Genomic DNA, 24,999 nt, shown 5'->3' on the forward strand with positions numbered 1-24,999 from the left:
CTACACCGCCGCCTCCACCTGCACCTGCCGCGCGACTTCCTGGAAGAGGGCCGCGTACGCTTGAGCCACCACGGACCAGCGCATCTGCTGGGCGAACCGCCAGGTCCGCTCCCCGATCCGCTCCCGCCGGTCCGGATCCGAGAGGAGGTCGGTCACCGCGGCCGCGATGGCGGCAGGCGACCGGAAGGGCACGAGAACCCCGCGGCCGTCCCCGAGCACGTCCTGCGCGTAACGGTACGGGGTGCTCACCACCGCGCACCCGCACGCCAGCGCCCAGGAGAGGGTGCCGCTCACGATCTGCTCGGGGTTGAGATAGGGAGTGAGGTAGACGTCCGTGGCCTGAAGATACCCGATGAGCTCCTCGTCTCCCATGTAGCGGTTCTCGAACCGCACCAGGTCCCCGATCCCCAGGCGCTGCACCCGCTCCACCAGCATGTTCCGGTACCACTCCCCCTCCCGGCGCCGCAGGTTCGGGTGGGTTTCCCCCAGCACCAGGTACAGCACGTTCGGGAAGACCCGGGCCACGGAAGGCAGGGCGTCCAGAACGTCCTCGATGCCTTTGCCGGGGCTCACCAACCCGAAGGTGGTGAGTACCCACCGATCCTCCAGACCCAGCCGCGCCTTCGCCTCCGACCGGGGAACCCTCTCCACCGCGGGGACTCCGTGCCAGATCATGCGCACCCGACTGCGGGACACCCCGTATCGCTCCTCGAGGAGATCCACCGCGGAGGGGCTCAGGACCACCACGGCCGCGGAGCGGCGGCAAAGGGTCCGGATGATCTGTCGGGCCCTGGCCGGCGGATTCGAGAGCACCGTGTGAAGGGTGGTCACCACGGGACGCTCCAGATGATCCAGGAGCTCCAGCAGGTCCTCCCCCCACTCTCCCCCGAAGATCCCGAACTCGTGCTGGATGTTCACCACGTCCACCCGCTCCCGGTTGAGACGCAACGCCGCGGAGCGGTAGTCCTCCCGGCAGTTCTCCCGGATCTCCCCCATCACCTCCGGGCCGTACCGGTACGGCCCGTTCTCATCGTTCATGGCCACCACCCTGGGGCACACCCCCAGCTCCCGCAGCCCGCGGGCGAGGTCCCGGCTGAAGGTGGCGATCCCGCACTCCCGGGGAGGATAGGTGGAGAGGATGACGACGTTCAGACGGTCTTGATTCTCCCGCGCGTTGCGCACATCTCTCACCTCCTTTGCGAACCGAGTCCGTAGCCTCGAGTGCCGCAGCGAAGGTGGTGCGACGTCACGCGGGGCCGCGGGCGAAAAGCCCTCTGTCCACTGGAGCGGCCCCCATGGACCGGCCTTGGACAGATTGAGACGCGTCTTTAGTATACCGAAATGGTGGCCCGATGGCCACGGAAGGAGGAGAGCACAGAATCGTCGAACATCTTCCCGGGTGATGGATGGCACACGCGGCCGACACCAGGTCCTGCTGGATGCGAAAGGAGGAGCGTCCGGTGCGGGTCTGCGTGTATTACGAGTACCGTCCCTCCCTTCTTCCCAGTGGCGGGATTCGCACCGCATACCGGAACCACATGGAGGCGCTGCGTCTGGCCGGGGTTGAGATCGCCCTCCGGCCCCGAGACCCGCACGACCTCCTGCACCTCCACTCCACGGGTCCTCTCTCCCTGCTGCTCCTGGAGCGCACCGCGGGCACGCGGCCCGTGGTGGTACACGCCCACACCACCGCGGAGGACTTCGCGAACTCTTTCCGGTTGAGCGATGCAGTGGCGCCCATGCTGGGACGCTACCTCCGGTACTTCTACAACCGGGCGGACCTCGTGATCGCCCCAAGCCCCTACACGGCCCGGATCCTCCGACGGCATGGCGTGGAGGCGCCCGTGGAGGTGGTGAGCAACGGGGTGGACGTGCGACGGTTCACCCCGGATCCCCGGCGGCGCATCCGGGGCCGGTCCCGGTATCGCCTCAACGGCTTCGTGGTGTTCGCGGTGGGATTGGTGCTCCTGCGTAAGGGGATCGAGCTCTTCTGCGAGACCGCGAGGCGGGTGCCGGAGGTTCGATTCGTGTGGTTCGGTCCCATCCACAAGGCGGTGAAGTCCGAGACCCTGAGGGTCCTGGAGCGGGCACCCGAGAACGTCCGGTTCACGGGGTACGTGGAGAACGTGCTGGACGCTTACGCCGCGGGGGATGTCTTCTTCTTCCCCAGCGCGGTGGAGAATGAAGGGATCGCGGTGCTGGAGGCAGCCGCCTGCGGAAAGCCCCTCCTGCTGCGCGCGGTGGACTGCTTCCGCGACCGGTTCGCCCACGGGGTGAACTGCCTAATGGCCAACGACCCGGATGCCTTCGCCGCGTACATCCGCCAGCTCCGGGACGACCCCGAACTCCGGGAACGGCTCGCGCGGCAGGCCCGGGCCTTCGCGGAGCAGCACCGGCTGGAAGTGGTGGGCATCCGGCTACGGGACCTGTACCAGGACCTGCTCCTCCAGCGCACGGGCGCCCCCCGCGCGAACCCGGTTCCCTGAGGCCGGCACCTATGCGGATCGGAGCACGAGGGAGGTGTTCCCCTTCTGGATGGCCACGTACCGCACCTGAGGCTGCGCGCTCAGGCGCTCCAACAGCACGGCCAGGGAGTTCCGGGAGGCCCCGGCCGCCCGGCCGCCGTTCCCCTTCACCCCCTGTACCTCTCCCTCCCCCTTCATGATGCAGTGCAGGAGCAGGGTCTCCTCGTCCGCGTGCACCATTCCCAGCTTCTGCCGGACCACCTCCAGGGGGGCCTCTTCCTCCTCCCGCAGCGCCTCCAACTGGGCGGCGATCTCCCGCGCCCGGGCCCGTCCGAGGATCCGATCCTTCACCTCCGGATCCATCCAGGTGTACCCCGAGTCTTCCCCAAAGGCCCCGAGGGCGAACCGGATCACCTCGTCCGTCACCAGCTGGTATCGCTCCCCCGTCAGCACGTTCAGAGCCGCCTGTGTGGCCACGTGCTGGGAGTAGGGCGTGATCATGATGGGGTACCCGAGGTCTGCCCGGACCCGCACGATCTCCTCCAGGACTTCCTGCAACCGGTGCTCCATGCGCAGCTCCCGCAGCTGGAACCGCAGGTTGGAGATGACCCCTCCCGGGACCTGGTGCACGTACTGGCCGTAGTCGTACTCCAAGGGCATCCCCACGGGCCTCCCCTCCCTTCGGGCGAACGCCCACAGCCGCTCCGAAGCCGCCCGCACCGCCTCCTCCTTTACCCGCACCGGCACTCCCACATACCGGGCGTTGTGCATCACGTTGAACACGGAGGGCTGCGAGGACCCGTTCGCGAGGGGCGGGATGGCGGTGTGCACGACCCGGACTCCCAGCTGAATGGCCTCCAGATAGCAGAGGGGCGCGAGCCCCGTGGTGCAGTGCGAGTGGAGCTCCACCGGGACATCCCCCGCGGCCTCCAGGATGGCGGGCAGCAGGGTCCGGACCCGGTCCGGCGTGAGGAGTCCCCCCTGATCCTTGAGGTAGATGGCATCCGGTTTGAAGGCCAAGAGCTCCCGGGTCTTCTCCGCGTAATACGCATCCGTGTGCCGGGGGGAGAGGGTGTACGAGAGGGCGAAGACGATCTGGTAGTTCAGGGATCGCAGGAAGGGGACCAGCCACGGGAAGAGCCGTTTGGGCTGGTCCATGGTGTTGGCCGTGAGCTGGGCCCGGTTCAACGCCCCGAGGGCCGCCACCCGCTCGAAGAACAGCATGGTCAGGCAGCGGGGATTGACACCCGCGAAGGGGTTGAGGCTCACGGCGCCCATGCACGCCTTGGTCACGTCCCGGAGGACCCGTGCCACCACCCGACACATCTCCCACGGATCCTCCCGGAGATCCCGTACGAACTTCTTGAAGTAAATGGGATTTACCGGCACCTCCACCGCCTGGAACTCCGCCCGGACCAGATCCTCCGCCACCTCCGCGATGAGCCGCGTGGGGATGTCGGAGGCCCACAGGCTTTGGGCTCCGTCCCGAAGCGTCGTGTCCACAAGCCGTACCGGATCCATCCTCCTCCCTCAAACCGCAAGATAGGCCTGCTTCAGCGACTCGTCCCCCAGGAGGGCCTCGTACGTGCCCTGGAACTGTACCTGACCCTTGTCCAGGATGTAGATCCTCGAGCTGAGGCCCGCGGCGAACCATAGGTTCTGCTCGGAGAGCAGGATCGCCAGTCCCGTCTCCTTGAGCTTCCGGACCTGTTCCCAGAGGGCCTGGACCACCAAAGGGGCCAGGCCCTCGGAAGGCTCGTCGAGCAGCAGGATCCTGGGATCCCCCATGAGGGCACGGGCGATGGCCAGCATCCGCTGTTCTCCCCCGCTGAGGGATCGGCCGGGCCGGTTCTGCAAGGGCTCCAAGGCGGGGAAGAGCTCGAAGATCTTCTCCACCGTCCACCCTTGGCCGCCCCGGGCTTGGGGGCGTCCCTCCGCGCCCACCAGCAGGTTCTCCAGAACCGTCAACCCGGGGAAGATGCGGCGGTCCTCCGGCACGTACCCGATCCCCATGCGCCGGATGGTATGGGGGGGACGCCCGACCAGGTTCTGCCCGCGGAAGAGGATGCGCCCTTCCACCTGCGGGACCAGGCCCATGATGGACTTCAGGGTGGTGCTCTTGCCGGCCCCGTTCCGTCCCAGGAGGCACACGACTTCTCCTTCCTGGACGGAGAGGGCCACGTCCTGGAGAACCCAGCCGTGGCCATACCCCGCGAACACCCGCTCCAGCACCAGCATGGTTCCTTACCGTCCCTCAGGCCTCCCGCTTCCCCGGACCCCCTCCCCGAGGTAGACCCGCCGGACCTCCGGATCCGCCCGGATCTCCTCCGGACGCCCCTCCGCGATCACCGTGCCCCGGTTCAGCACGGTGATGCGGTCCGCCACGGAGAACACCACGTCCATATCGTGCTCGATGAGCAAGGTGGTGATCCCCCGCGCCTCCACCACCCTCCGCACCAGGGCCATGAGCGATGGACGCTCCGGGACCGGGATCCCGGAAGTGGGCTCGTCCAACAGCAGAATCTCCGGATCACACGCGAGGGCCAGGGCCAGCTCCAGCTTCTTGCGGTCTCCGTGCGGGAGCTCCCCTGCCCGTCGGTGGGCCTGCTCCTCCAGGTGCACCTGCCGGAGGATGTCCCACGCCTTCTCGACCGCCACCCGGCGGAAGGGCGCGAACGGCTGCCACAGGTGGCCCCCCAGGACCGCACAGGCCAGCTGCACGTTTTCCAGAGCGGTGGCGGTCGGAAAGACGCTCGTGATCTGGAACGTCCGTGCGACCCGCTTCTGCACCACCCGATGTGGGGCCAATCCCGTAACGTCCTCCCCCCGGATCCAGATCCGGCCCCGGTCCGGCCGCAGGAATCCCGTGAGGAGGTGGAAGAGGGTGGTCTTGCCCGCCCCGTTGGGACCGATGATGGCGTGGACGGTCCCCTCGCGCACCGCGAGGTTTACCCCGGCCACCGCGGCCACTCCCCCGAACCGCTTCCAGAGGTCCTCGGTGTGAAGGACCCACTCGTGCAAGGCTTCCTTCACCCCCGCCGTCTACCCCACACCTCCACAAGCCCCCTGGGGGCCAGGAAGGCCGCCAACACCAGCAATCCCCCGAGGAAGAACTGCCAGTAGGGCGTGGCCCGGGGAGCCAGGAACGTCAGGGTTTTGATCACCACGGCCCCCAGTACAGGACCCGCGAACCGGTCTGCCCCTCCCAGCACCACCATGAGGGCCGCTTCCGCAGAGCTCTGCCAGCCCGCCACCTTGGGGAAGATGCTCCCGTGGTGGAAGACGAACAGACCTCCCGCGAGTCCCGCGAGTCCTCCGGAGAGGGTGAACGCCGCCCACTGCACCCGTCGCGCGGGGATCCCGATGGCCTCCGCCCGGTGCGGGCTATCCCGCACGGCCCTCAGGGCAGCGCCGAAGGGGGACTCGCAGACCCGCCAAAGCCCCCAGAGGGCGAGCCCGACCACCACCAGCACCAGGTAGTAGTACATCAGGGGCTCCGTCCAGGGAGCCGGCGGAAACACATCCGTGAGGCCATCGTCGCCGCCCGTCAATTCCTTCCACTTCCAGAACACGGTGTACAGGAGCTGGCCGAAGGCGAGGGTGAGCATGACGAAGTAGGCGCCCGCCAGCCGGACACAGAAGTACCCGACCCCTGCGGCCGCGAGGATGGCCGCCACGGTCCCCACCCCCACGGTGGCGAACCACGGGAGCCCCACGCGCTTCACGAGGATCCCCGCCACGTACCCGCCGACCCCAAAGAAGGCCGCGTGTCCCAGGCTGAGCATGCCGCCGTATCCCACCAGGAGGTTGAGGCTCGTGGCCAGGAGGGCCGCCAGCAGCACGTCCACGGCCTGCACCACATAGGGGGAGGGGAGGACCAGGGGCACCGCGAGGAGTCCCACAATCCCCACCGTCCCGATGAGGAGCCGTCCCCACGTCCCTGGGCGGGCGGCCGCGAGCGTCTGTGCGTCCCACAAGCGCTTGGCCTCCACGGCTCCCCTCGCCCCTCAGTCCACCCCGAACAGCCCTTTCGGTCGCACCATCAGCACCAGGGCCATGAGGGCGAAGACAAAGGCGATGGCGAACTGCGGAAGCACGAGGATGCCGAAGGCCTGCGTGAGCCCCACCAGGACCGCGGTGGCCGCCGCCCCGAGAATGCTCCCCAATCCGCCCACCACCACCACCACGAAGGCGTCGATCACCGCGCTCACGTCCATCCCCAAGCTCGCCCCGGAGATGGGCACCACCAGAACGCCCGCGAGCCCCGCCAGGGCGGTCCCCACCGCGAACACCTGGGTCGCGAGCCGCGATTCGTCCACCCCGCATGCGGCCGCCATCTCCCGATCCTGGGCCACAGCCCGCACCAGCCGTCCCCACCGGGTACGCTGCACGATCCATCCAAGGACCAGTGCCACCCCTCCGCTTACCCCGATCACCACCGCGTAGTAACCGGGGAAGGTTACTCCCCCGATGGAGATCGTCCCGAACCGCCCCAGGACGGGAACGCTCTTCGGGAACTCCCCCCAGATGTACCGACAGAGGTCGGAGATCATGAAGATGAGCGCCACCATGGGCAGGAGCTGGACACGGAGGGGCGCCCCATAGAATCTACGGATGAGCACGCGCTCCAGTCCTGCCCCCACAAGACCCGTGAGCAGGGGGACGGTCCCCATCAGGATCCAGAAGCCTCCCGCCCGATGGAGGAGCAGTTCCCCCAGCGCATACGCCAGGAACCCCGAGAGCATGAAGAAGGATCCGTGGGCGAGGTTCAGGAACCGGGAGACGCCGAACACAAGCCATACCCCGGCCGCCAGCAGGAACAGGAAGGAGGCGGAGACCAGGGCGCTGATGAGCTGGAGGCCCAGGAGGGCGTGCATGCCGCGCTACCGGCCCAGGGCCCGGAGCCGCTTGATCTGCTCCTCTCCCAGGAGGTACTTCTCCCCCTCCACGTACCGCGGGTCCGCAAGCCCTGCCCGACCGTAGGTAGAATCCCAGGTGAGCCGCCCGAACCACCAGCCCGCGGTGGACTGGTTGTCGAACGGCCGCAGCCGGACCCAGCCGTGGGAGGGATGGAGGTAGGTCATGCCCACGAGCGCCTTGGCCAAGGCCTCCCGGTCCACCCGCTTCGCCTTCTCCAGCCCCGCCTTCAGGAGGTACACGGAGGCGTAGGCATGCACCGCGGCTTCCGTGGGCAGGTGGTTCCACCGCCGCCGGTAGGCCTCCACGAAGGCCCGGAGCTCGGGCCGCGGAGGGGGATACGGGAGGTCCGAGCCCGTGAGGATCCCCTCCGGGATGTCCTCCCGCCGCAACCCCGCGCTGTTCCCGGGCATGGCCAGGGTGGGATGGAGCCCCTGGACCTGCTCGAAGAGCCGGAACGCCTTCGCCTGCTTCACGAAGGCCTCCCCCGGCAGCGCCACCATCCCGGCGAACAGCAGGGCGTCCGGCTTCTGCCCGAGGATGGCGGTGATGTAGGGCGTGAAATCCAGCTGCCCCACAGGGACCCAGTACTGGCATCCGGGGAGCACCTCCACGTCCCGACGGAGGGCCCGGAGGCTGCCCAGGATCTGGGCCGTGCCGCTCCGGCCGTAGACGAAGTCCACCGCGATGGTGCAGTACCGCCGGGCCGGCAGCTTCGCGATCATCTCCGCGAAGGCCCGGGTGAAGACCCGTTCGTTCGTGAAGGTCCGGAAGATGTAGGGGTGCCCGTCCTTCTCCGTGATCTCCGCGGTGTAGCCCATGTTCACGAGGTAGGGGATGTGCAAGTCCCGCGCGAGCGGCGAGGAGGCCAGGACCGTAGCCGCGAAGGAGTGCCCGATGATGGCCACCACTCCCATCCCCGCCAGCTCCCGAAACGCCTTCACCCCTTCCTCCCCGGAGGACTTGTCGTCCCGGGTGATGAGCTGCAGCGGCCGACCCAGTACCCCGCCCTTCGCGTTGATCTCCTCCACCGCGAGGGCGGCTCCGTGCTGCCCGTGGTGGTGCACCGCGAAAGCCCCGCTGGCGGAGACGATCTCCCCCACCAGGATGGGCTCCCGCTGCTGGGCCACCGCGCTCCCCGTCCGCAGCAGGGGAACGGTCAGGACGCCCACCAGCCCGAGGAGGACGCAAACCGCTTCCCACCCCGACATCCGTCGCATGGCCCCTCGCCTCCTTTTCCCGGTTTCTGGAACCGCCCCGGCCGGCCACACCCGAGAACGCCCGCACACCCCCGACGCACCCCGGTCATCCGGTCTGTCTATACAAATCCACAGCACCACTCTATGGAGGTCCTCCCCTCCCGTCAATCCAAAAAGTTTATCCGGAGGCTGCGAGGGGCCGGAAGGCTCGTGGTGGTCGGGGCGGCCGGATTTGAACCGGCGACCTTCGGCTCCCAAAGCCGACGCGCTGCCCCTGCGCCACGCCCCGGGGCCGTTCCCACTGTAGCCCTCACCTTCCGGGCCGTCAACGGCCAGGATTTCGCCCCCGACTGCTCGAATCGCTCGGGAAAGATCCCGCGAAATGGAGAGGGGAACCGTGCGCGGAACTTTTGAGGCGTTGGTGGAGGAAATCCTACAAGCCACTTTCGACTTCTACCCCCTGTGGGCGAGCGGGCTTGGGCTTCACGCCTACGACGGGGTCGCCGGCAGGTACGACCCGGCCTCCCGGGACGCTCGCCTGCGAGCCCTCCGGGCCGCCCGGCGGGCGCTGGAGGCCGTGGATCCGCACGTCCTCTCCCCGGAGCAGGTCCTGGACCTCCAAGTGCTGCGGGCCGCGGTGGAAAAGGAGTGCTTTGAGCTCGAGGAGCTGCGGGAGTTCGAGCGCAACCCCATCCTGTACAGCACCTTTCTCGACACCACCCACTATCTCAAGCGCGCCTACGCGCCCCTGGATCAGCGCCTGGAGCGGCTGGCAGAGTACCAGCGGCAGGTACCGGGTCTCCTCCAGACGGCGCGGCGGAATCTGGTGGGGCCCTACGCGAGGCCGCACGTGGAAGTGGCCATGGAGATCTTCCGGGGGATGCTGCGTTACCTGGAGCAGGACCTCCCGCGGGCAACGGCAGCTGCCTCCCCTGCCGTCCGCCACCGGCTGCTGGCGGCCAATGCCCAGGCCGCGGCCGCGGTTCGGGCGTTTCTGGAATTCCTCCAGGAGGAGGTCCTGCCGAAGGCCGTGGAGACGTTCGCCCTGGGAGAGACCCTCTATCGCCGGATGCTGTGGGTGGGAGAAAGGCTGGAGATGGACCTCCCCACCCTTCTGAAGATCGGCGAGCAGGAGATCGTCCGGCTCCGCGAGGCCTGTGAGGAAGTAAGCCGCCGCATCGCTCCCGGTCGCCCTCCGGCGGAGGTGGTCCGCATGCTGGGCGAGGAGCACCCTCCCGAGGAAGGGTTGATCCCCCTCGCGGGCACCCTCCTCCAGGAGCTCCGGGTCTTCCTGGAAGAGCGAGAGGTGGTCCCCCTCCCCGTGGGAGATCGTCTGCACGTGGAGCCCACCCCGCCGTTCCTGCGCTGGGCCTTCGCCCTCATGGACACCGCGGGTCCCTTCGAGGAGGTCAGCACGGACTCCTACTACTACCTCACCCTTCCGGAGGCGGACTGGCCCGCCGAGCAGAAGGAAGAGTGGATGCGGCGGTTCGATCCGTACACCCTGCGGAACACCAGCGTGCACGAGGTTTATCCCGGGCACTATGTCCACTTCCTGTACATGCGCCGCGTGCCCAGCAGGGTCCGGAAAGTCTTCCACGCGTACTCCTTCGTGGAGGGATGGGCGCACTACGCGGAGGAGATGATGGTGGAGGAGGGATACGGGGACGAGAGGCTGCGGCTCGCCCAGCTCTTAGACGCCCTCCTCCGGGCTGTCCGCTTCGTGGTGAGCATCCAGATGCACACGGAGGGAATGACGGTGGCACGGGCGGCACGGAGGTTCGTGGAGGACGCGTATCTTGAGCCCCTCCCCGCCTACCGGGAGGCGCAACGGGGGACCTTCGATCCCGGCTACCTGAACTACACCCTCGGCAAGCTCATGCTCCGGAAGCTGCGGCGGGACTACGAGAGGGAACGTGGGGGCGCTTTCCGACTCCGGGAGTTTCACGATCGGTTGCTCCAGCTGGGCGCTCCGCCGATTCCCGTGGCCCGCCAGGTCCTGCTCCGGAATCCGGAAGGATCACTCCTCTGAGGGGGGAGACTTGCGGGCCGCGGCCCGGGCCCGGGCCTCCTCGAGGATCCGGCGCCGCTCCGCCGCCCGGGGATCCTCGTCCCCGGGATTTGCCGCGGCCAGCTCTGCGCTCCGGGCCGGAGCCGGGGCCTCCGGCCTTGCCTGCGGCCGGGCTTCCCGGGCGAGCTCCGTGGTGCGCTGCATGGCGGTCTCGTCGCCCAGCCACTCCAGCCGCATGAACCGCTCGACCCGCTCCCGGACCTCCCGCACCTTCTCCGCGTCCCCGGCCCGGGCCTCCTGGGCCAGGGTCTTGTCCAACCGGTAGCTCACCAGCCGCTGCCCATCCGTGAGGTGGATGAGGGGATGCCCCCTGGAGTCCTCGTACACGAGGATGCGCGCCCGGATTCCCAGTCCGTGGGCGACGGGTGCCACCTGGTCGTACACCCACTGCAGGTGGGGCGGGAGCATGCGGTTGCGGCCGGGATCCAGGGTCTGCGCCACCGTCCGGTCCCCGAGGGGATTCTCGAACCGGGGCTGCACCCGGCCACGCCGCTGCTGGGCCTTGCGCCGGGCCTCCGCGAGCTCCTCCCGGACATCCATGCCCGCCACCACGAAGGAGAAGAGATAGATGAGGAAGACCGCAAAGGTCAAGGCCCAGTAATTCCAGAAGGGATTGTCGAAGAACACCCGCTCCATCGTTCCCTCCCCGCGCAAGCTCCGGGTAGGATGGTATCATCCCGCAAGGCTTCTCAGGAACTCGCGGGCCTGCGCCATGGCCTTTCCCCGATGGCTGATGCGGTCCTTCTCGTAAGGAAGGAGCTCCGCCACCGTCCGCCCCAGGTCCGGGACGTAGAAGATGGGGTCGTAGCCGAATCCCCCGCTCCCCCGGGGCTCAAGGGCGATCCTCCCCTCGCACGTTCCCTCGAACGTCCTCACGGTCCCGTCTGGCAGTGCCACGGCCACCACCGCCCGGTAGCGGGCGGTGCGCCGCTCCCAGGGAACCCCGGCAAGGCGCCGCAGGATCTCCGCGTTGCGCTCCGCGTCCGTGGCATCTTGCCCCAAAAACCGGGCGGAGTGGACGCCGGGCTCCCCGTCCAGGGCGTCCACCTCAAGCCCGGAGTCATCCGCGAGGGAGATCTCCCCCGTGGCCTGGGCCACCGCGAGGGCCTTCCGGGTTGCGTTCTCCGCATAGGTGGAGCCCTCCTCGGGCACCGGTGGGAGGTGCGGGTAGTCCTGGAGGGACCGCAGTTCGAAGGGCAGGTCCTCCAGCAACCGCCGCAACTCCCGGAGCTTCCCCTCGTTGCGGGTGGCCACCACGAGGACCCTCATCCGCTCCGTTCCTGGAGGACGGCCTTCTGCACCTCCACCAGCCTGCGGATCCCCGCCTCCCCCAGGGTCAGGAGCAGGTCGAGCTCCTCCCGCCGGAACGGCCGGCCTTCCGCGGTCCCCTGGATCTCCACGAGCTCCCCGGTGTCCGTCATCACCAGGTTCATGTCCACCTGGGCCCGGGCGTCCTCCTCGTAGTTGAGGTCCAGCATGGGGATCCCGTCCACGATCCCCACGCTCGTGGCGGCCACGAAGGCCCGCACGGGCCAGGCGTCAAGCGCCTGGGTGCGGTACAGAAGGGAGAGGGCGTCCACCAGCGCCACGAATCCGCCGGTCACCGCAGCGGTCCGGGTTCCGCCGTCCGCCTGGATTACATCGCAGTCCAACCAAATGGTCCGCTCTCCCAGCTTCTTCAGGTCCACGGCCGCCCGCAGGGACCGACCGATCATCCGCTGGATCTCCGCGGCCCGGCCTCCCGGTTTTCCGCCCTCCCGAGGCGTGCGCTCCCGGGTGGAGCGGGGGAGCATCCCGTACTCCGCGGTGATCCACCCGGAGCCGGAGCCCCGCAGCCACGGAGGCACCCGTTCTTCCACGGTGGCGGTGCACACCACCCGGGTTTCCCCCAGCTGGATGAGGGCAGACCCCTCCGCGTGCTTGATGTAGTTGCGGGTGATGCGCACCGAGCGCAGCTCATTGGGGGCACGTCCATCCGCCCGTCGGATCACGGACTCCCTCATGACGCCCCTCAGCGTACCTCGTAGGTGCACAGCTCTTCCGCGCAGACGGTCTGGGGAAAGACCGCACGCGCGGCGTTGGCGAGCTCTTCAGGGTCCACGGTGGGGAAGAAGTGGCTGAGGAGCAGCCTGCGCACCCCGGCCGCCTCCGCCAGCTCCCCCGCCAAGCGGGGGGTGAGGTGCCCCACTTCCCGGGCCACCTCTTCCAGGCCGTCGGGGAAGGTGCACTCCGCCACCAGCAGATCCGCTCCCCGACACAGGCCCACCACTTCCCCGTCGAAGGCGGTGTCCGCGGTGTAAGCCAGCACCCCGCCGGCCCCCTCCAGGCGGACCGCGTAGGTCTCCAGGGGGTGTCGGGTCCGTGCGAACCGCACCCGGAACCCGCAGAACTCCCCCTCCTCGCCCGGAGCGATCCGCCGTAGGTCGAACACCCGGAGGCCCCGCTCGGACTGCATGGTGCACGCGAGGTAGCGCTCCGCATCCGTGGGCCCGAGGGCGGGGAGCCGCCCCTGCCAGGGCTCGGGCGGAAAGCAGCTCCACTCCAGGGCCAAGCGCAGGGCCGGGACGTCCGCCACGTGGTCCGGGTGCAGGTGGGTGAGGATGAGCCCATGGAGGTCGTAGACGTCCACCCGCTGGAGCAAACGGGAGAGCACCCCGTGACCACAGTCCAGGAGGATCCGGCGTCCGTCCTCCTCCACCAGGTATCCGGAGCAGGCGCCGCCCGCGGGAGGAAACCCTCCCCAACGTCCCAGGACCGTCACCCGCATGCCACTCCCACTCTACCAGGCGCGCCCCCACCCGTCACGGTGCCGGAGGGGGCAAGGAACGGAGGAACCGCAGGATGCCGCGGCCGATGGCCTGAGCCACGGCCTCCCGGAAGTCCGGAGTGCGCAGGAGGGCTTCGTCCATGGGATTGGTGAGGTAGCCGATCTCCACGAGGACCGCGGGAACGGGGCTGTCCCGGAGCACCTTGAAGTTCGCGGTGCGGATCCCCCGGTCCGGGATGCCCAGGCTACGGGCCAGCTCCTCCTGGATCAGGGTCGCGAGCCGCATCCCATCGGGTTTCAGGTAGTACGTCTCCACCCCACGGATGACACTCCGGACGCTGGCGTTCGCGTGGATGCTGACGAACACGGTGGCCCCTTCGCGCAGGGCGATGGGCACTCGGGCGCCCAGATCCACGAAGAGGTCCGTCTCCCGGGTCATCACCACCCGGATTCCTTGCCGCTCGAGAAAGGCCCGCAGCCGGAGGCCCACGTCCAGCACCACGTCCTTCTCCGCAAGCCCCGTCCCCCCGATGGCGCCGGGATCCGTCCCCCCGTGGCCGGGATCGATGGCCACCACGTGCCCGGAGGGAGGACCGCGGGGCGGTTCGGCCGCGTCGATCAAGATCACCACCCGCCGCCCCCCGTCCTCCGTGGAGATCCGGTAGGGGGCGGGAGTCCGCCACTGGATCACCACCCGGGTGATCTCCGGGCCTACCTGGAACTGGGCGGCCCGGACCACCTCCACCGGCCCCCCCACCACCAGCTCCTGCTTGACGGGGACGAACACCCCTGAAAGGTCCACCACCAGGCGCGGCGGATCCCGCAAGGTGGACTCCTGGTAGCGCAGGGGCCGGTCCCCCTGCACGACGATGCGGAACCCGCTCACGTCCCGCACCGCCCGCACCTCCAAGATGCGAGGTGGATCTTCGGCAGGGCCACCCGCGGGGGAGGGGCCCTCGGATCGAACCGGAGCGGGGCTTTGGGGGTTCGGAACCGGCGGTTCCGCGGACGGTGGGGAGGGATCCGGAGGCCCGCCGAAGGGTCTCGGCCGAAGCAGCACCTGGAGGTCAAACCCTGCTCCGGGCCTTACCTCAACCTCCAGGGAGTTTTCCAGGTCGAGGACCACCCGGGTGATGTAGGGCTTGACCTGCAGCTGCCCCACGCGGATCCGCCGGACCCCCACCTGCCCGATCTCCTGCTCCCGGGCCTCGATCCGGGAGGCCGCGTGCAGGAGGTCGAGGACCAAGCGGTCGGGATCCCGCAGCCAAGAGGTCCGCGCCTCCACCGGTCCCGTGGCCTCCACCGTCAGCCGCGCGCCCGAGATCCCGGAGCGCTCGAAGACGAGTCGGACCACCTGGGCGGCCACGTGCAGGGTCTGCTCCTCGGGCTCCCATCTCACCCAGGCCCCGAGCGCCCGGTACACGAACTCCACGGGCACCATCAGGCGGTCCCCGAGGACGAAGGGAGCGGCGGGGAGTCGGTGGAGGTCGGAGCCCACGGAAGCCAGGGGGTCTCCAGCCCGGAGAACCACCACCTCCCCCCGTATCCCACGGACCTCCGCCACGCGGCGCGCGGGGTTCCAGTCGACCGTGACCCGGTAGGGAACGAAGGCCTGGTCTACGGGAGCGAAGACCACCCCTTCCCGCAGGAGCACCGGGGGATCGGTGGGCAACTCCTCCCCGAGGACCACCAAGCGCGGGGCGGGCCGTCCCAGGGCCGGCAGGTGGGAGAGCAGGAGGAGGCCAGCGCAGGAGAGCGCGAGCAGGGTGGGTCTGCGAGTTCGGCCAGCCGTCATGGGTTGCTGCAGGAGCGCTCCCTCCCTCCGGTTCGATCCGGCGGAGCAAGACTCCTGCCGCAAGCCGCGCGATTCAGAAAAAGAAAAGGGCCCCGGCGCTGCGGGGCCCAGGTCCCCTTACCCGCGGCGGCGCTTAGCGCTCAGGGCTTCCAGGAACTCCTCGTGCCGCACCTCGTCTGCCAGGAGCTCCGTGGCCAACTGGTAGGTGACGGGGTCCTTCCCGAAGGTCAGCTTCGCGAGGCGGTTGTAGACCTCGATGGCCTGCCGCTCTGCCCGGAGCTGGTCCTCCACCATCCCGTCCGCATCCGACCAGTCCCCCCGGGGAGCCGTCCACGGGGCGTTCGCGCCGGCCTCCCAATCCTTGGGATGCACCACGGGGTCGCCCCCCAGCTCCACGATGCGAAGGGCCAGCTTCTTTGCGTGCTCCAGTTCCTCCCGGGCCTCCTGCTCGAAGTGCTCCACCAGCTCCTCCCCGTGCCACCCCTCCGCCACCTGCGCGGTGAGCCAGTACGAGTAGAAGGCGAGGAGTTCGTCCAGGTACGCCCTCTTCAGTTCCTGGACGAGCTGCTCCACATCCAGCTCCACGATGGCGCGACCTTTCTGTCCCATGGGATCCCTCCTTGTCCGGGCGTTCTCTCAACATCGTCTTACAGATGAGCCGACCGCGGAAGCCCCCGGATCGATCAGGTCCTGTCACGGAGGTGGTCCAAGAGCCGCATCAGGACCTCGCAGTCCTGGCACTCCGGATGGCCCGGAGGGAGCGTGGGGCGCGTCAGAATCTCCCGGGCCCGGCGCAGGAGGGGCGGGATGATGCCCTCGGGATCGAGACGAACCCGCCGACGAACTGCCCGAAACAGGAGCGCCACCCGGGAACCATCCCGGGTCGGGTGAAACCGCCGGGGCTCCAGGTACACCAGGGAGAGGCCGGAGAGGGGCGTGTAGCCCAGGCGCTCCGCGATGTACGCGTACCCGTTCAGTTGCACCTCGTAGGCGGCAAGGGCCCACTCCTGGCTTTCCGTGAGCCGAGCGGTCTTGTAATCCACGATGTGATACGAACCGTCCGCCAATCGGAAGATCTCGTCGGGCTCCCCCCGGAGCACAAGGCCCAGGCGGCGATCCTCCACCTGGAACACCTGCCACCGGAGCCGATGCGGGGCCACATACCCCACCACCCGGCCCAGCCGGGGAAACCAACCGGGCAGCGTCCCGTGCCGGTCCACGTGGTCCCGGATGACCTGCTTGGTGGCCCGGTCGATCTCGCCCAGCACTCCGGGGAAGGGCATCTGGTAGGGGACCGGCAGGTGGTACGTGATCCAGAAGCAACGGGGGCAACCTCCCTCCGTCACCTCCGCCAGGCGCCGCACGGAGATCCGGATCGGCCCGCGCATCCCCCTCCTCCGCCCGTGCCAAAATTCGAACGCCTGTACGTCCAAATTTTCTCCAACTCTGGCCAGGGTTCCTGCTGGGAGATTCCTGGCGGGTCAGGGGCGGGCGGACCGGACGAACCGGTGCAGGCGGCGGAGGGCCTCGAGGCGCTCGGTTTCTCCCGTACGGGCACGGCGCAGGGCGTCTTCCAGCACGGCCACGGTGCGGTCGTAGGTGGGCCGATCCACGGGATAGGGATGGCCGTCCTTTCCGCCGTGGGCGAAGCTGTAGCGGGCCGGATCCCGCCACGAGAGCGGGGTGCCTGCCAGGAGCTCCGAGAGCAGCGCGAGGGCCCGCAGGGTCTTTGCCCCGAGACCCGGGATCTCCAGAAGGCGCTCGAAGTCCGGAGCCTGAGCCTCGTACGTGCGGAGGAGGACGGTGCGCAGTCGTCGGGGGTGGACATCTTCCGGCCGCAGCGCGTGGCGTGCAGGCATCGCCAGAACCCGCGGGAACTCCCGCAAGATCCGCTCTGGGTTCGCCCGGGCCAGGTCTGCCACCGCCTCCCGGACGGGCTGGGCCTCCTCGGCCACCAGGTTGAGGGTAGGGGTTTGCACATCGCAGCACACCGCGGCGTGGGGCTCGCACACGAATGACCGGACCGTCTCGCCCAGCCAGTGATACCGCCGGGCGGTGCGGTCTTGAGGGCGCATCCCCTGCTGGATGACGGCCCAGGACCCATCCAGCGTGGCAAAGAGGGTGTGGTGGTAGAGCTCGTAGCCGTCCTGGACCGCACTGCTGTCCACCTTGGCAGAAAGGCGGCTGCAGCGGGTCAAGACGTCCCCGTCCACCCCCAACCGGTCGCCGTAGTGCCGCACTTCCTGCGGGGTGGCCCGGGCGGCTCGTCCCTTGCCCCCGGCCACGAGGAGCCCCAGGTCCTTCTCCGCGCCCCGCACCGCTTCCTTGAGGGCCCCGCACACGGTGGTGGTGAGGCCGCTGCTGTGCCAGTCGAAGCCCAGTAGACACCCGAAGGCCTGAAACCAGAACGGATCGCTGAGCCGGCGCAGCACCCCCCGGGGGCCGATGTCCTCCACCAGGGCCGCAAGCACCGCCCGGCCGAGCCGCACCATGCGCGCGAACAGCCACCGGGGGACGGAGCCGGAGTGGAGGGGGAGGATCGCGGTCCCGGTCCGGCGCACGCCTCTACCTCCGGGCCCAGTTTAGCGGGTGCCGGCAAGTCCCCGTAGGCGGAGGATCCGGAAGGCGTTTCCCGAGAAGATCTGCCGTTTCTTCTCCGGGGGGATGGGCAGGGCGTCCACCGCGCGGATGGCCTCTTCCAGGTAGGCCCAGCCCTCCTCCGGACCGAAGGGCATATCAGACCCGAACAGCAGACGATCCTCCCCGAAAAACGAGAGGGCACATGCGAGGGCGGGAGCGTTTCCAAACAGCGCCGTGTCCGCGTAGAACATCCGGAGATCCCCCCAGACCGGCCGCCGCAGCCCCTCCCATGCGGCGAGGTCCCCGGAGTGAAGCACCGCTCGCTCTAGCCCGCTGCGGGGCCCAAGACGGCCGGCCACGTAGGGCAGGACCCCACCCGCATGGTGCGTGATGATCTTCAGGCTGGGGAACCGGTCGAAGATCCCGGAGAAGGCCAGGCGAACCATGAAGGCCGCGGTTTCGTACGGCCAACCCAAGGCCCACCAGATCCCAACCCTCGAGCGTCCCTCCGTGGGATAGTCCGCGGCCGCCGGTCCCCGGGTGGGGTGGACCCAGATGGGGAGGTCGTAGGCGGCCATGCGCTCAAAGAGGGGCAGGAACTCCGGTCGGTCCAGGGGCTTTCCGAGCACGTTGGTGAAGATCTGGATCCCGGTGGCGCCCAGCTCCTCCACCGCCCGCTCCGCCTCCCGCACCGCGGCCTCCACGTCGTCCAGGGGCAGGGAGGCCACGAAGCCCGCGAACCGGTCGGGATAGCGATCTACCAACCGTGCCATCTCATCGTTCGCAAGCCGAGCCAGCTCCGCTGCCTGCACCCCCCGAGCGAGAACCTCGATGGGAGGGCTTGCCAAGCACAGGACCTGTACATAGGGGTGGACGCGGTCCATGAGCCGGAACCGGGTATCCAGATCCACGAGGGGCGCCACGTGGCGGACGGGAGGCTGAAAGGCTCCGGAACCCCCACCTTCTCCGAGAATCCTGGCGACACGGCGGTAGAAGGCTTCCGGGTAGATGTGGCTGAAGATGTCCACCTTCAGCGTCCCCGGCGCGCTCTCCCCGTCCATCCGGATCCTCCCCAACGGCCCGCGGCGTACACCGTGGCCAGCAAGATTCCCACCACCAACAGTCCCAGGGCGCTTGCCTCGCCCATGCGCCCGGCGTCGTACAGCTGCCAGATGCGCACACCCGCCACCACGCTCTCCGGCTGATACAGCAGCAGGGCCAGGGTGCTCTCCCGGTAGTGGGCCACGAAGTGCAGCAGCCACCCCCCGAGGATTCCCGGCAGGATCACGGGGATCAGCACCCGCCGCAGGACCGCGGTCCCGCTTGCCCCGTAGACCCAGGCTGCCTCTTCCAGCTCCCGACTCACCTGCATCACCGCGGCCCGGGCCGAGCGGCTCACGATCCCCGTGCGGGCCGCGTACACGAGCCCCAGCATCCACACCGTCCCGTACACCCCGTGCCCCACCCAGAGGTACAGAAGCATGGCGGCCAGCCCGAGGACCACGGAGGGAAGGGTGACGGAGGAGAGCAGCACGTAATCCATGCCGCTCCACACCCGGCCTCCCCGGCGCACATCGAGCCACGCCACCACCACCCCCAACCCCATGGCCAGGGTGGCCCCGAGCCCGCTCGCCAGGGCACTGTTCCCCAGGGCCCTCCAGGTGGTCTCCTCCCTCAGCACCTGCATCCAGGCCCCCGGATCCCACCGCCCCAGCCGTTGGAAACCGGTGCTGAAGGCCTCCGGGAAGCCACTCATGACGCCGAGAAGAACGATGGGGCCGAGGGCGAGGAGGGCGGCGAGGATCGTCAGGTATGCAAGGCCCAGGGCTTGCCCCACCGGCCCCAACTGCACCCCGCCCCCCTGAAATCCCTTGCCCCCGATGGTGGTGTACCGCTCGCTCGCACCCATCCACCGTCTGAGCCCGGCGAGCGCCGCAAACCCCAGGATCAGTCCCGGAACCGCGAGGGCCGCCACCTTCCCGTACTCCGGCAGGGCGGAGATGGAGTGCACGGCGAAGTACAGGGTGCTGCTGTATACCCGGATTCCCGCGGGTGCCCCGAGCAGCAGCGGGATCTCGAAGCTCTCTAGGGCGATGAGGGCGGAGAGGATCCCGGCGGCGCCGATGGCCGGGCGGAGGAGGGGCCAGACGACCCGCCTCAAGGTCGCTGGCACGGTGGCGCCGGAAACCCAAGCGGCTTCTTCCAGCCGCAGATCCAGTCCCCGGAGGGCCCCGGAGATGAGGATGAACGTGAGGGGTGCTAGGCCAAGCCCCTGGGCCAGCACCATGCCCGGCATGCTGAAGGCATTGAGGAGGCCTCCCGAAATCCCCAGCCTCCGGAAGAGCACGTTCACGAGCCCGGTTCCCGGCGCGAACAGGAGGATCCAGCTGATGCTGTGCACCACGGGCGGGACCATGAGGGGAGCCACCATCAAGGCATAAAAGGCCCGCCGGCCGGGCACGTCCGAGCGCTCCACGAGCCACGCGGCGCTCCCCCCGGCCAGGAGGGCCACGCCCGTGGCACCCACCACGTACACGAGGGTGTGCCCGAGCATCCGGCCGTAGGCGGGACCACCACCCAGCAGCTCCTGGTAGTTCCCTAGACCCCACCGGGCCGCCCGCTCGAAGGGCAGGAGGTTACTGCCCACCCGCAGGCTGCTCAGGACCAGGGTCAATAGCGGCATGAGGAGGAGCCACCCGGCCGCGAGGAGGACGAGGGCCTCAAAGGACCTCCGGCCGAGCACCTCCGTGAACGTCTTCGCCCGGGCCGGCCAGCTCAGTCCGGAAACCGGTTCCTCGCGGGCTTGGATCCTCAGCTGCACTTCCTGCCCCACGGCCGGATCATCGCTCTTCCCCGAGGACGATCCGGCGGATCCGCTCGAAGAGCTCTACCCGGCGCAGGGCGCGCCGTTCATCCTCCAGGACGATGCGGATGCCGCGCTGGTCGTAGCGCTTGCGGATGAAGGTGCCGCTTCCCGGCGCCACGTCCCAGAAGCCCTCCCGCTCCAGGGCGGCCCGGCCCTCCCGGGTCATGTACCAGATGGCGAACAGCCGCGCGGCCTCCGGGTGGGGCGCCCCCTGGAGGATGGCCAGGGCGAACTGGGAGGCGTACGTCACGGGCCCCACGGGAGCCCACTCGAGGGCTACCCCTGCCATCTTCCGCTGCTCCACCTGGTGGGCGAAGGCGCCCACCCAGAGATCCCGATCCCCGCGCAGGACCAGCTGCTCCACCGCGGTGGGCTGCGGCACCACCGCGAGCCCCATCTCCCGCAGACGGCGGGCGTACTGGAAGGCCCACTCCTCTCCCCGGAGGACCCCGAGCCCCGCGATCCAGTTCCCCACCGCGATGGCGTCCCCGACCAAGCGGTTCCGCCACCGCTCCTGAAGGAGGTCCTCCCAGGTGCGCGGGACTTCCTCCGCCCGGATCCGTCCCGGCCGGTACGCCACCGCGTACACCCCGCTGATGAATCGCAGCCCGTACCCGTCCAGGGTAAGCACCCCCACGGGCACCCCGTGCGGCGCCAGGTCCTCCCGGGCCACGTAGGGACGCAGAAGTCCCCGGCCGCGCACCAGGCTCAGTCCCGGCAGGCTCCAGAGGAGCACGTCGTAGTTCCGTCTCCCCGCAAGGGCCTCCGCCACCACCCGGCTTGGCGCGTTCGGATCCAGCACGAGCTGCACGCGGACCCCGGGATTGCCCTCCTCGAACCGAAGCCGGAGGGGTTCCCCGAGCTGGGAGACGCTGGTGAGGAACACCACGGTCCCTTCCCTCCGGGCCCGCTCCCGGAGCTCCGGGAGCGGGGCTGCTCCCTGAACCGCCGCTGCCCACCCCAGGAGACACACACCAACCAGCAGGCCCAGCCACTTCCGCATCGCCGATCTCTCCCTCCCTCGGACTCCGGAATTCTTACGGTACCGGGACCTTCCGTCCCGTCACTGGGTGCGGGTAGTGGAAGGGGACCACGTAGGGCTCCGGCCACATCCGGGGCGGATCCGCCATGAGCTCGTCAGGGCCGTGGGGATCCTCGGGATAGGTCTTGGTGAACACGAACACGGGAGGATCCGGCCACTGCGCCCAGCCCCGCTCGTAGTTCGCGATCCAGTACGGCCGATAGTCCAGCACCTTGATCTTCCAGATCCCGTTCTCCCTCACGTACTCGTTCTCGTATACCCCACCCTCCCACCACTGCCGCCGCACCTGCTCCGCCCGACCGGGCGGGGTGCTCTCGTGTCGTCCGCCCTGCAGAAAGCACCGGAACCTTCCCCAGGCCCGGCCCGCCTCCACGTCCACGTCGATCACGTCCTGCACGATGATGTGGTCCAGCAGCACCCCGTACTGCGGCCCGTTGCTCCCGCCCCCGAACCGCTCCCGGAACCGTCCCAAGTAGAGCCTCCGTGCCCCTTCCTTGCCCAGGAACCGGCCGCCCAGAAACCGCACCTCGCAGTCATCCGAGAAAAGCTCCACCACTTCTTCGTACAGGCACTTGTCCAGGTAGTACCCGTACACGTTCTGGAGGCGGCGCACCGCCTCGATGTCCTCCAGCCGTTGGATCCGCTTTGCCAGATCCTCCATGTCCTCTTCCTCCGTCTCGGAATCTCCAAGCGCCTGCTAGGGCACCCGTCCCTGGAGGATGGCCCGCACCCGCTCCGCGAGGGCCACCCGCTTCCGGGCCGCCTCCACGTTCTCCACGAACGGCTTCAGACGGGCCTGCGCCAAGGTACGCCCCAGAATCCCTTGGGGATCCGCGGCGTCCGACATGAACACCGTCTCCCGCTCCAGGCGCCGCTTCCCCTCTGCCCCCGCCATCCACATGGCCGCGCACCGGGCCACCGCGTTCTCCGCCCGACCCCGCAACACGGAGACCGCGATGACGGAACCGTACGTGGGCCGCACGGGGGACCAGTCGATGGGTTCCCGGTACTTCTCCCGCCGCTCCAGGATCTCCCCGATGCCCGACCACCACAGGTCCCGCTCCCCGCGGAGGATCATCTGGATGGCGGTGGCGGGGTTGGGCACCACGGTGATGCGCACCTCGTCCCGCAGCCGCCGCGCGAACCGCTCCATCCATCCCTCCCCCAGGAGGAGGCCCAGCCCGGCGATGCTGTTCTCCACCAGGCCCACGTTGCCCACCACGCGTCCCGACCACCGCGGCTGGGCGATCTCGTCCCAGGTCTTCGGAACCTCCTCCGGCCGGATCCGCTGTCGGTTGTACCCGAGCCCGTAGACGGTGGTGTACACGCGCAGGATCCGGTTCCCGAGCATCCGGCTACCGGCCGGCACCTGGAGGGCGCTCAGCTCCTCGGGCGGAAGCTCTGCGAGAAGCCCCCGCTCCGCCAACACGAGCAACCCCGGGAGGCTCCAGAGCATGACGTCGAAACTCCACCGTCCGGCCTCCGCCTCCGTGATCACCCGGGTGGGGCCCGCGAGGTCGGCCACGGCTTCCACCCGCAGGCCCGGAAGTCCCGTCTCCAGAACCTTCGCCACGGGCTCGGCCACCAGGGGGACGAGGGTGAGAAGCCGGACCCGACCGCCCTGTTGGGCTTGCGGGCAAACCGGCGAGGGAGCCGCTTGCAGGAACCGCGCGCCCGTCCCCACCAGGAGGCCCGTGGCCAGGAAGGCCACAAGGCCGGTTCCCATCCTCCGCATGGCGTCCCGATCTGTCCGCATGCCGCCTCCTTCCTTAGCAGGTCATCCGGAATCGCGCGCCTCCAGATCAGTCCCAGCTCCGATCCTCCTCGAAGCCCGGGATGCGCTCCGCGGGAACCCAGCTCCCGTGCAGGCCCGGCCGCAGCTTGATGGGCAATCGGACCACCGCCAGGGGGCCTTCCGCGACCGCTAGGGCATCGAAGATGAGGAGGTCTGATCTGCGCTCGTCGTAGCGGTTCGCGATGGCGAGGAGGTACCCATCCCCCTCCACCGTGCTGCCCGGCCGGGGGACGAAGGTGGGCTCTTGGAGCGAGGAGGTGGGCCCCACGAACCACCGCTCGTGGCGTCCCGTCTGCAGGTCCACGTGCCCCAAGCAGTTGAACTGGAAGCCGCTGGCGGACCGCAGCGCGGGATGCGCGGGAAGGTCCGTGTCCTGGACCAACAGGTACCCGTGCCGGTAAGGCTCCATGAGGTACCGCTCGTCCACCCGCGGGAACTCCCCGACGAACTTGGACATCTCGATGCTCTCGAATCCGTCCCGGGAGCTCTCCGCATCCACCACCCACCGCGTGAGCCGCGGCGTCGCCTTGGTGCGGTCGAATCCGCCGCCGTGGATGTCCGGGAAGAAGGGGAACAGGTTCCCGGGAGCCACCGGGGTATCGATGTAGACACGGGTTCCCTCGTTGAAGGCGTTCATCACATGCGAGGCGAACTGGTTCGGCCCCTTGAACCACCGGACGTCCTTCCCCGTGCCGTACCGCGGGAGGACACCCAGGTAGACCTCCCGCGTGCTGTCCCAGGCGAAGGTCGAAAGGCCCCGCTTGGCCCGCTCCATGTCGTACATGATGGGGACGATGGGGAAGATCACGTAGTCCCGGGTCACCGCGAAATCGTGGACCATGGAGGCGTAGGGCGCTCGCAACCAGGCCTCGTGGACGATGCGTCCCTCCGGGCTGATGACGTAGTAGGCGATGTCCGGAGTCCCGTAGCCCGTCGCGGAGTAGCCGAAGGCGATCATCTCCCCCGTCTGCGGATCGATCTTGGGGTGGGCCGTGAAGGTCTTGCTCGTGAGCTGTCCTTCGAAATCGTAGTAGCCGTAGGTCTTCAGGGTGAGAGGGTCGAGGAGCACCGGAGGGCTGTCCTCCTTGAGGGCGTACAGGCGCCCCGCGTGGTACACCACGTGGGTGTTGGCCGTTCCCCGCCGGAGACCCCGTACGGATTCATCGTCGAAGTAGGGGTTCCGGTACAGCCCGAACAGGGCCCGCCGGGCTTGCCGCTCCGCCACGAACTTCTCCGTCCGCACGTACCGGCATCGGAAGTCCACGTGGCCGTCCTTGAACCGGAACATGCTCACGATCCCGTCCCCGTTGAAGTAGATGTCCTCTCCCAACAGGGGCGGGTACTGGGGATCCGGCCGCACGTGGTAGTAGATCCCCCGCAGCTCCCGGGGGACCTCACCCTCTAGGACCTCCAGATCGTAGATGTCCGCCTCGATCCGGTCCGGGGTGTTGAATCCCGTGTAGATGGGGAGCTCCGGAAACCGCCTCATGGATCGCCCACCT

23 protein-coding genes and 1 tRNA gene are annotated in these 24,999 nt (G+C 69.0%); 2 read left to right on the plus strand and 22 right to left on the minus strand.

All coding sequences use genetic code 11. From position 1 onward, the window contains the following. Positions 1 to 1,182 (minus strand): glycosyltransferase family 4 protein, encoded by a 1,182-nt coding sequence (locus tag QN206_07050; GenBank protein ID MDR7614568.1) that lies wholly within the window; start codon positions 1,180 to 1,182, stop codon positions 1 to 3. Positions 1,183 to 1,460: 278 nt separating this feature from the next. Between QN206_07050 and QN206_07055 the strand changes: the two genes are divergently transcribed. After that, positions 1,461 to 2,486 carry a glycosyltransferase gene (locus QN206_07055; protein MDR7614569.1) on the plus strand — a complete coding sequence of 342 codons (1,026 nt, stop codon included), beginning with the start codon at positions 1,461 to 1,463 and terminating at the stop codon, positions 2,484 to 2,486. Positions 2,487 to 2,495: 9 nt separating this feature from the next. Here QN206_07055 and QN206_07060 read toward each other — a convergent pair whose 3' ends face one another. From QN206_07060 to QN206_07090, 7 genes are all read right to left on the minus strand, one after another. Next, a complete protein-coding gene (locus tag QN206_07060; protein MDR7614570.1) occupies positions 2,496 to 3,986 on the minus strand; it encodes a biotin carboxyl carrier protein in 1,491 nt (496 codons plus the stop codon). 9 nt (positions 3,987 to 3,995) lie between these two features. Continuing rightward, positions 3,996 to 4,703, minus strand: coding sequence for an ABC transporter ATP-binding protein (locus QN206_07065; protein ID MDR7614571.1), 708 nt, complete (start codon positions 4,701 to 4,703; stop codon positions 3,996 to 3,998). A 6-nt stretch (positions 4,704 to 4,709) separates the two neighbouring features. After that, a complete protein-coding gene (locus QN206_07070) occupies positions 4,710 to 5,498 on the minus strand; it encodes an ABC transporter ATP-binding protein (protein ID MDR7614572.1) in 789 nt (262 codons plus the stop codon). Continuing rightward, positions 5,495 to 6,457: a branched-chain amino acid ABC transporter permease gene (locus QN206_07075; GenBank protein MDR7614573.1), complete on the minus strand. Its 963-nt coding sequence runs from the start codon at positions 6,455 to 6,457 to the stop codon at positions 5,495 to 5,497. The genes QN206_07070 and QN206_07075 overlap by 4 nt, the downstream gene beginning before the upstream one ends. Positions 6,458 to 6,472: 15 nt before the next feature. Then, positions 6,473 to 7,342: a branched-chain amino acid ABC transporter permease gene (locus QN206_07080; GenBank protein ID MDR7614574.1), complete on the minus strand. Its 870-nt coding sequence runs from the start codon at positions 7,340 to 7,342 to the stop codon at positions 6,473 to 6,475. A gap of 6 nt (positions 7,343 to 7,348) precedes the next feature. Next, positions 7,349 to 8,602, minus strand: a complete 1,254-nt coding sequence (locus QN206_07085) for an ABC transporter substrate-binding protein (GenBank protein MDR7614575.1) — start codon at positions 8,600 to 8,602, stop codon at positions 7,349 to 7,351. Positions 8,603 to 8,795: 193 nt separating this feature from the next. Next, a tRNA-Pro gene (locus QN206_07090) sits at positions 8,796 to 8,870 on the minus strand. A gap of 108 nt (positions 8,871 to 8,978) precedes the next feature. Between QN206_07090 and QN206_07095 the strand changes: the two genes are divergently transcribed. After that, the gene (locus tag QN206_07095) at positions 8,979 to 10,613 is read left to right on the plus strand and encodes a DUF885 domain-containing protein (GenBank protein ID MDR7614576.1); all 1,635 of its coding nucleotides are present in this window, start codon (positions 8,979 to 8,981) and stop codon (positions 10,611 to 10,613) included. Here the strand turns inward: QN206_07095 and QN206_07100 are convergent. The 14 genes from QN206_07100 to QN206_07165 form a co-directional block, all read right to left on the minus strand. After that, positions 10,602 to 11,288, minus strand: a complete 687-nt coding sequence (locus QN206_07100) for a hypothetical protein (GenBank protein ID MDR7614577.1) — start codon at positions 11,286 to 11,288, stop codon at positions 10,602 to 10,604. The two genes, QN206_07095 and QN206_07100, sit on opposite strands and share 12 nt — an antisense overlap. A gap of 36 nt (positions 11,289 to 11,324) precedes the next feature. Then, positions 11,325 to 11,921, minus strand: coding sequence for an XTP/dITP diphosphatase (locus QN206_07105; protein MDR7614578.1), 597 nt, complete (start codon positions 11,919 to 11,921; stop codon positions 11,325 to 11,327). Then, positions 11,918 to 12,640 carry a ribonuclease PH gene (rph, locus tag QN206_07110; protein ID MDR7614579.1) on the minus strand — a complete coding sequence of 241 codons (723 nt, stop codon included), beginning with the start codon at positions 12,638 to 12,640 and terminating at the stop codon, positions 11,918 to 11,920. Before rph ends, QN206_07105 begins: the two co-directional genes overlap by 4 nt. A 23-nt stretch (positions 12,641 to 12,663) precedes the next feature. Further along, positions 12,664 to 13,419 (minus strand): MBL fold metallo-hydrolase, encoded by a 756-nt coding sequence (locus QN206_07115; protein MDR7614580.1) that lies wholly within the window; start codon positions 13,417 to 13,419, stop codon positions 12,664 to 12,666. Positions 13,420 to 13,453: 34 nt separating this feature from the next. After that, positions 13,454 to 15,214 (minus strand): N-acetylmuramoyl-L-alanine amidase family protein, encoded by a 1,761-nt coding sequence (locus QN206_07120; protein ID MDR7614581.1) that lies wholly within the window; start codon positions 15,212 to 15,214, stop codon positions 13,454 to 13,456. A gap of 117 nt (positions 15,215 to 15,331) precedes the next feature. Continuing rightward, positions 15,332 to 15,823 (minus strand): ferritin-like domain-containing protein, encoded by a 492-nt coding sequence (locus QN206_07125; protein ID MDR7614582.1) that lies wholly within the window; start codon positions 15,821 to 15,823, stop codon positions 15,332 to 15,334. A gap of 74 nt (positions 15,824 to 15,897) precedes the next feature. Further along, complete coding sequence (locus QN206_07130; protein MDR7614583.1) at positions 15,898 to 16,602, minus strand: PD-(D/E)XK nuclease family protein; 705 nt, start codon at positions 16,600 to 16,602, stop codon at positions 15,898 to 15,900. A 93-nt stretch (positions 16,603 to 16,695) separates the two neighbouring features. After that, positions 16,696 to 17,775, minus strand: coding sequence for a DUF763 domain-containing protein (locus QN206_07135; protein ID MDR7614584.1), 1,080 nt, complete (start codon positions 17,773 to 17,775; stop codon positions 16,696 to 16,698). A 21-nt stretch (positions 17,776 to 17,796) separates the two neighbouring features. Then, the gene (locus QN206_07140) at positions 17,797 to 18,855 is read right to left on the minus strand and encodes an amidohydrolase family protein (GenBank protein ID MDR7614585.1); all 1,059 of its coding nucleotides are present in this window, start codon (positions 18,853 to 18,855) and stop codon (positions 17,797 to 17,799) included. Beyond that, a complete protein-coding gene (locus QN206_07145; protein MDR7614586.1) occupies positions 18,825 to 20,627 on the minus strand; it encodes an iron ABC transporter permease in 1,803 nt (600 codons plus the stop codon). Before QN206_07145 ends, QN206_07140 begins: the two co-directional genes overlap by 31 nt. Positions 20,628 to 20,634: 7 nt before the next feature. Continuing rightward, positions 20,635 to 21,663 carry a substrate-binding domain-containing protein gene (locus tag QN206_07150; GenBank protein ID MDR7614587.1) on the minus strand — a complete coding sequence of 343 codons (1,029 nt, stop codon included), beginning with the start codon at positions 21,661 to 21,663 and terminating at the stop codon, positions 20,635 to 20,637. 34 nt (positions 21,664 to 21,697) lie between these two features. Next, positions 21,698 to 22,363 carry a nuclear transport factor 2 family protein gene (locus QN206_07155; protein MDR7614588.1) on the minus strand — a complete coding sequence of 222 codons (666 nt, stop codon included), beginning with the start codon at positions 22,361 to 22,363 and terminating at the stop codon, positions 21,698 to 21,700. 36 nt (positions 22,364 to 22,399) lie between these two features. Continuing rightward, on the minus strand, positions 22,400 to 23,458 hold the full coding sequence (locus QN206_07160; GenBank protein MDR7614589.1) for an ABC transporter substrate-binding protein: 1,059 nt from the start codon (positions 23,456 to 23,458) through the stop codon (positions 22,400 to 22,402). A gap of 46 nt (positions 23,459 to 23,504) precedes the next feature. After that, complete coding sequence (locus tag QN206_07165; GenBank protein ID MDR7614590.1) at positions 23,505 to 24,986, minus strand: carotenoid oxygenase family protein; 1,482 nt, start codon at positions 24,984 to 24,986, stop codon at positions 23,505 to 23,507. Positions 24,987 to 24,999: the final 13 nt, after the last annotated feature.

It is taken from the genome of Armatimonadota bacterium (genome assembly GCA_031460175.1).
Classification (GTDB): Bacteria; Sysuimicrobiota; Sysuimicrobiia; order Sysuimicrobiales; family Sysuimicrobiaceae; genus Sysuimicrobium; species Sysuimicrobium tengchongense.

Bases quoted from the DNA above. Each gene is read 5' to 3' on its own strand.
- QN206_07155 (MDR7614588.1), bottom strand. From the start codon at position 22,363: ATGGAGGATCTGGCAAAGCGGATCCAACGGCTGGAGGACATCGAGGCG.
- QN206_07080 (MDR7614574.1), bottom strand. From the start codon at position 7,342: ATGCACGCCCTCCTGGGCCTCCAGCTCATCAGCGCCCTGGTCTCCGCC.
- QN206_07120 (MDR7614581.1), bottom strand. From the start codon at position 15,214: ATGACGGCTGGCCGAACTCGCAGACCCACCCTGCTCGCGCTCTCCTGC.
- QN206_07065 (MDR7614571.1), bottom strand. From the start codon at position 4,703: ATGCTGGTGCTGGAGCGGGTGTTCGCGGGGTATGGCCACGGCTGGGTT.
- QN206_07100 (MDR7614577.1), bottom strand. From the start codon at position 11,288: ATGGAGCGGGTGTTCTTCGACAATCCCTTCTGGAATTACTGGGCCTTG.
- QN206_07125 (MDR7614582.1), bottom strand. From the start codon at position 15,823: ATGGGACAGAAAGGTCGCGCCATCGTGGAGCTGGATGTGGAGCAGCTC.
- QN206_07115 (MDR7614580.1), bottom strand. From the start codon at position 13,419: ATGCGGGTGACGGTCCTGGGACGTTGGGGAGGGTTTCCTCCCGCGGGC.
- QN206_07140 (MDR7614585.1), bottom strand. From the start codon at position 18,855: ATGGACGGGGAGAGCGCGCCGGGGACGCTGAAGGTGGACATCTTCAGC.
- QN206_07060 (MDR7614570.1), bottom strand. From the start codon at position 3,986: ATGGATCCGGTACGGCTTGTGGACACGACGCTTCGGGACGGAGCCCAA.
- QN206_07105 (MDR7614578.1), bottom strand. From the start codon at position 11,921: ATGAGGGTCCTCGTGGTGGCCACCCGCAACGAGGGGAAGCTCCGGGAG.
- QN206_07150 (MDR7614587.1), bottom strand. From the start codon at position 21,663: ATGCGGAAGTGGCTGGGCCTGCTGGTTGGTGTGTGTCTCCTGGGGTGG.
- QN206_07085 (MDR7614575.1), bottom strand. From the start codon at position 8,602: ATGCGACGGATGTCGGGGTGGGAAGCGGTTTGCGTCCTCCTCGGGCTG.
- QN206_07165 (MDR7614590.1), bottom strand. From the start codon at position 24,986: ATGAGGCGGTTTCCGGAGCTCCCCATCTACACGGGATTCAACACCCCG.
- QN206_07160 (MDR7614589.1), bottom strand. From the start codon at position 23,458: ATGCGGACAGATCGGGACGCCATGCGGAGGATGGGAACCGGCCTTGTG.
- QN206_07130 (MDR7614583.1), bottom strand. From the start codon at position 16,602: ATGCGCGGGCCGATCCGGATCTCCGTGCGGCGCCTGGCGGAGGTGACG.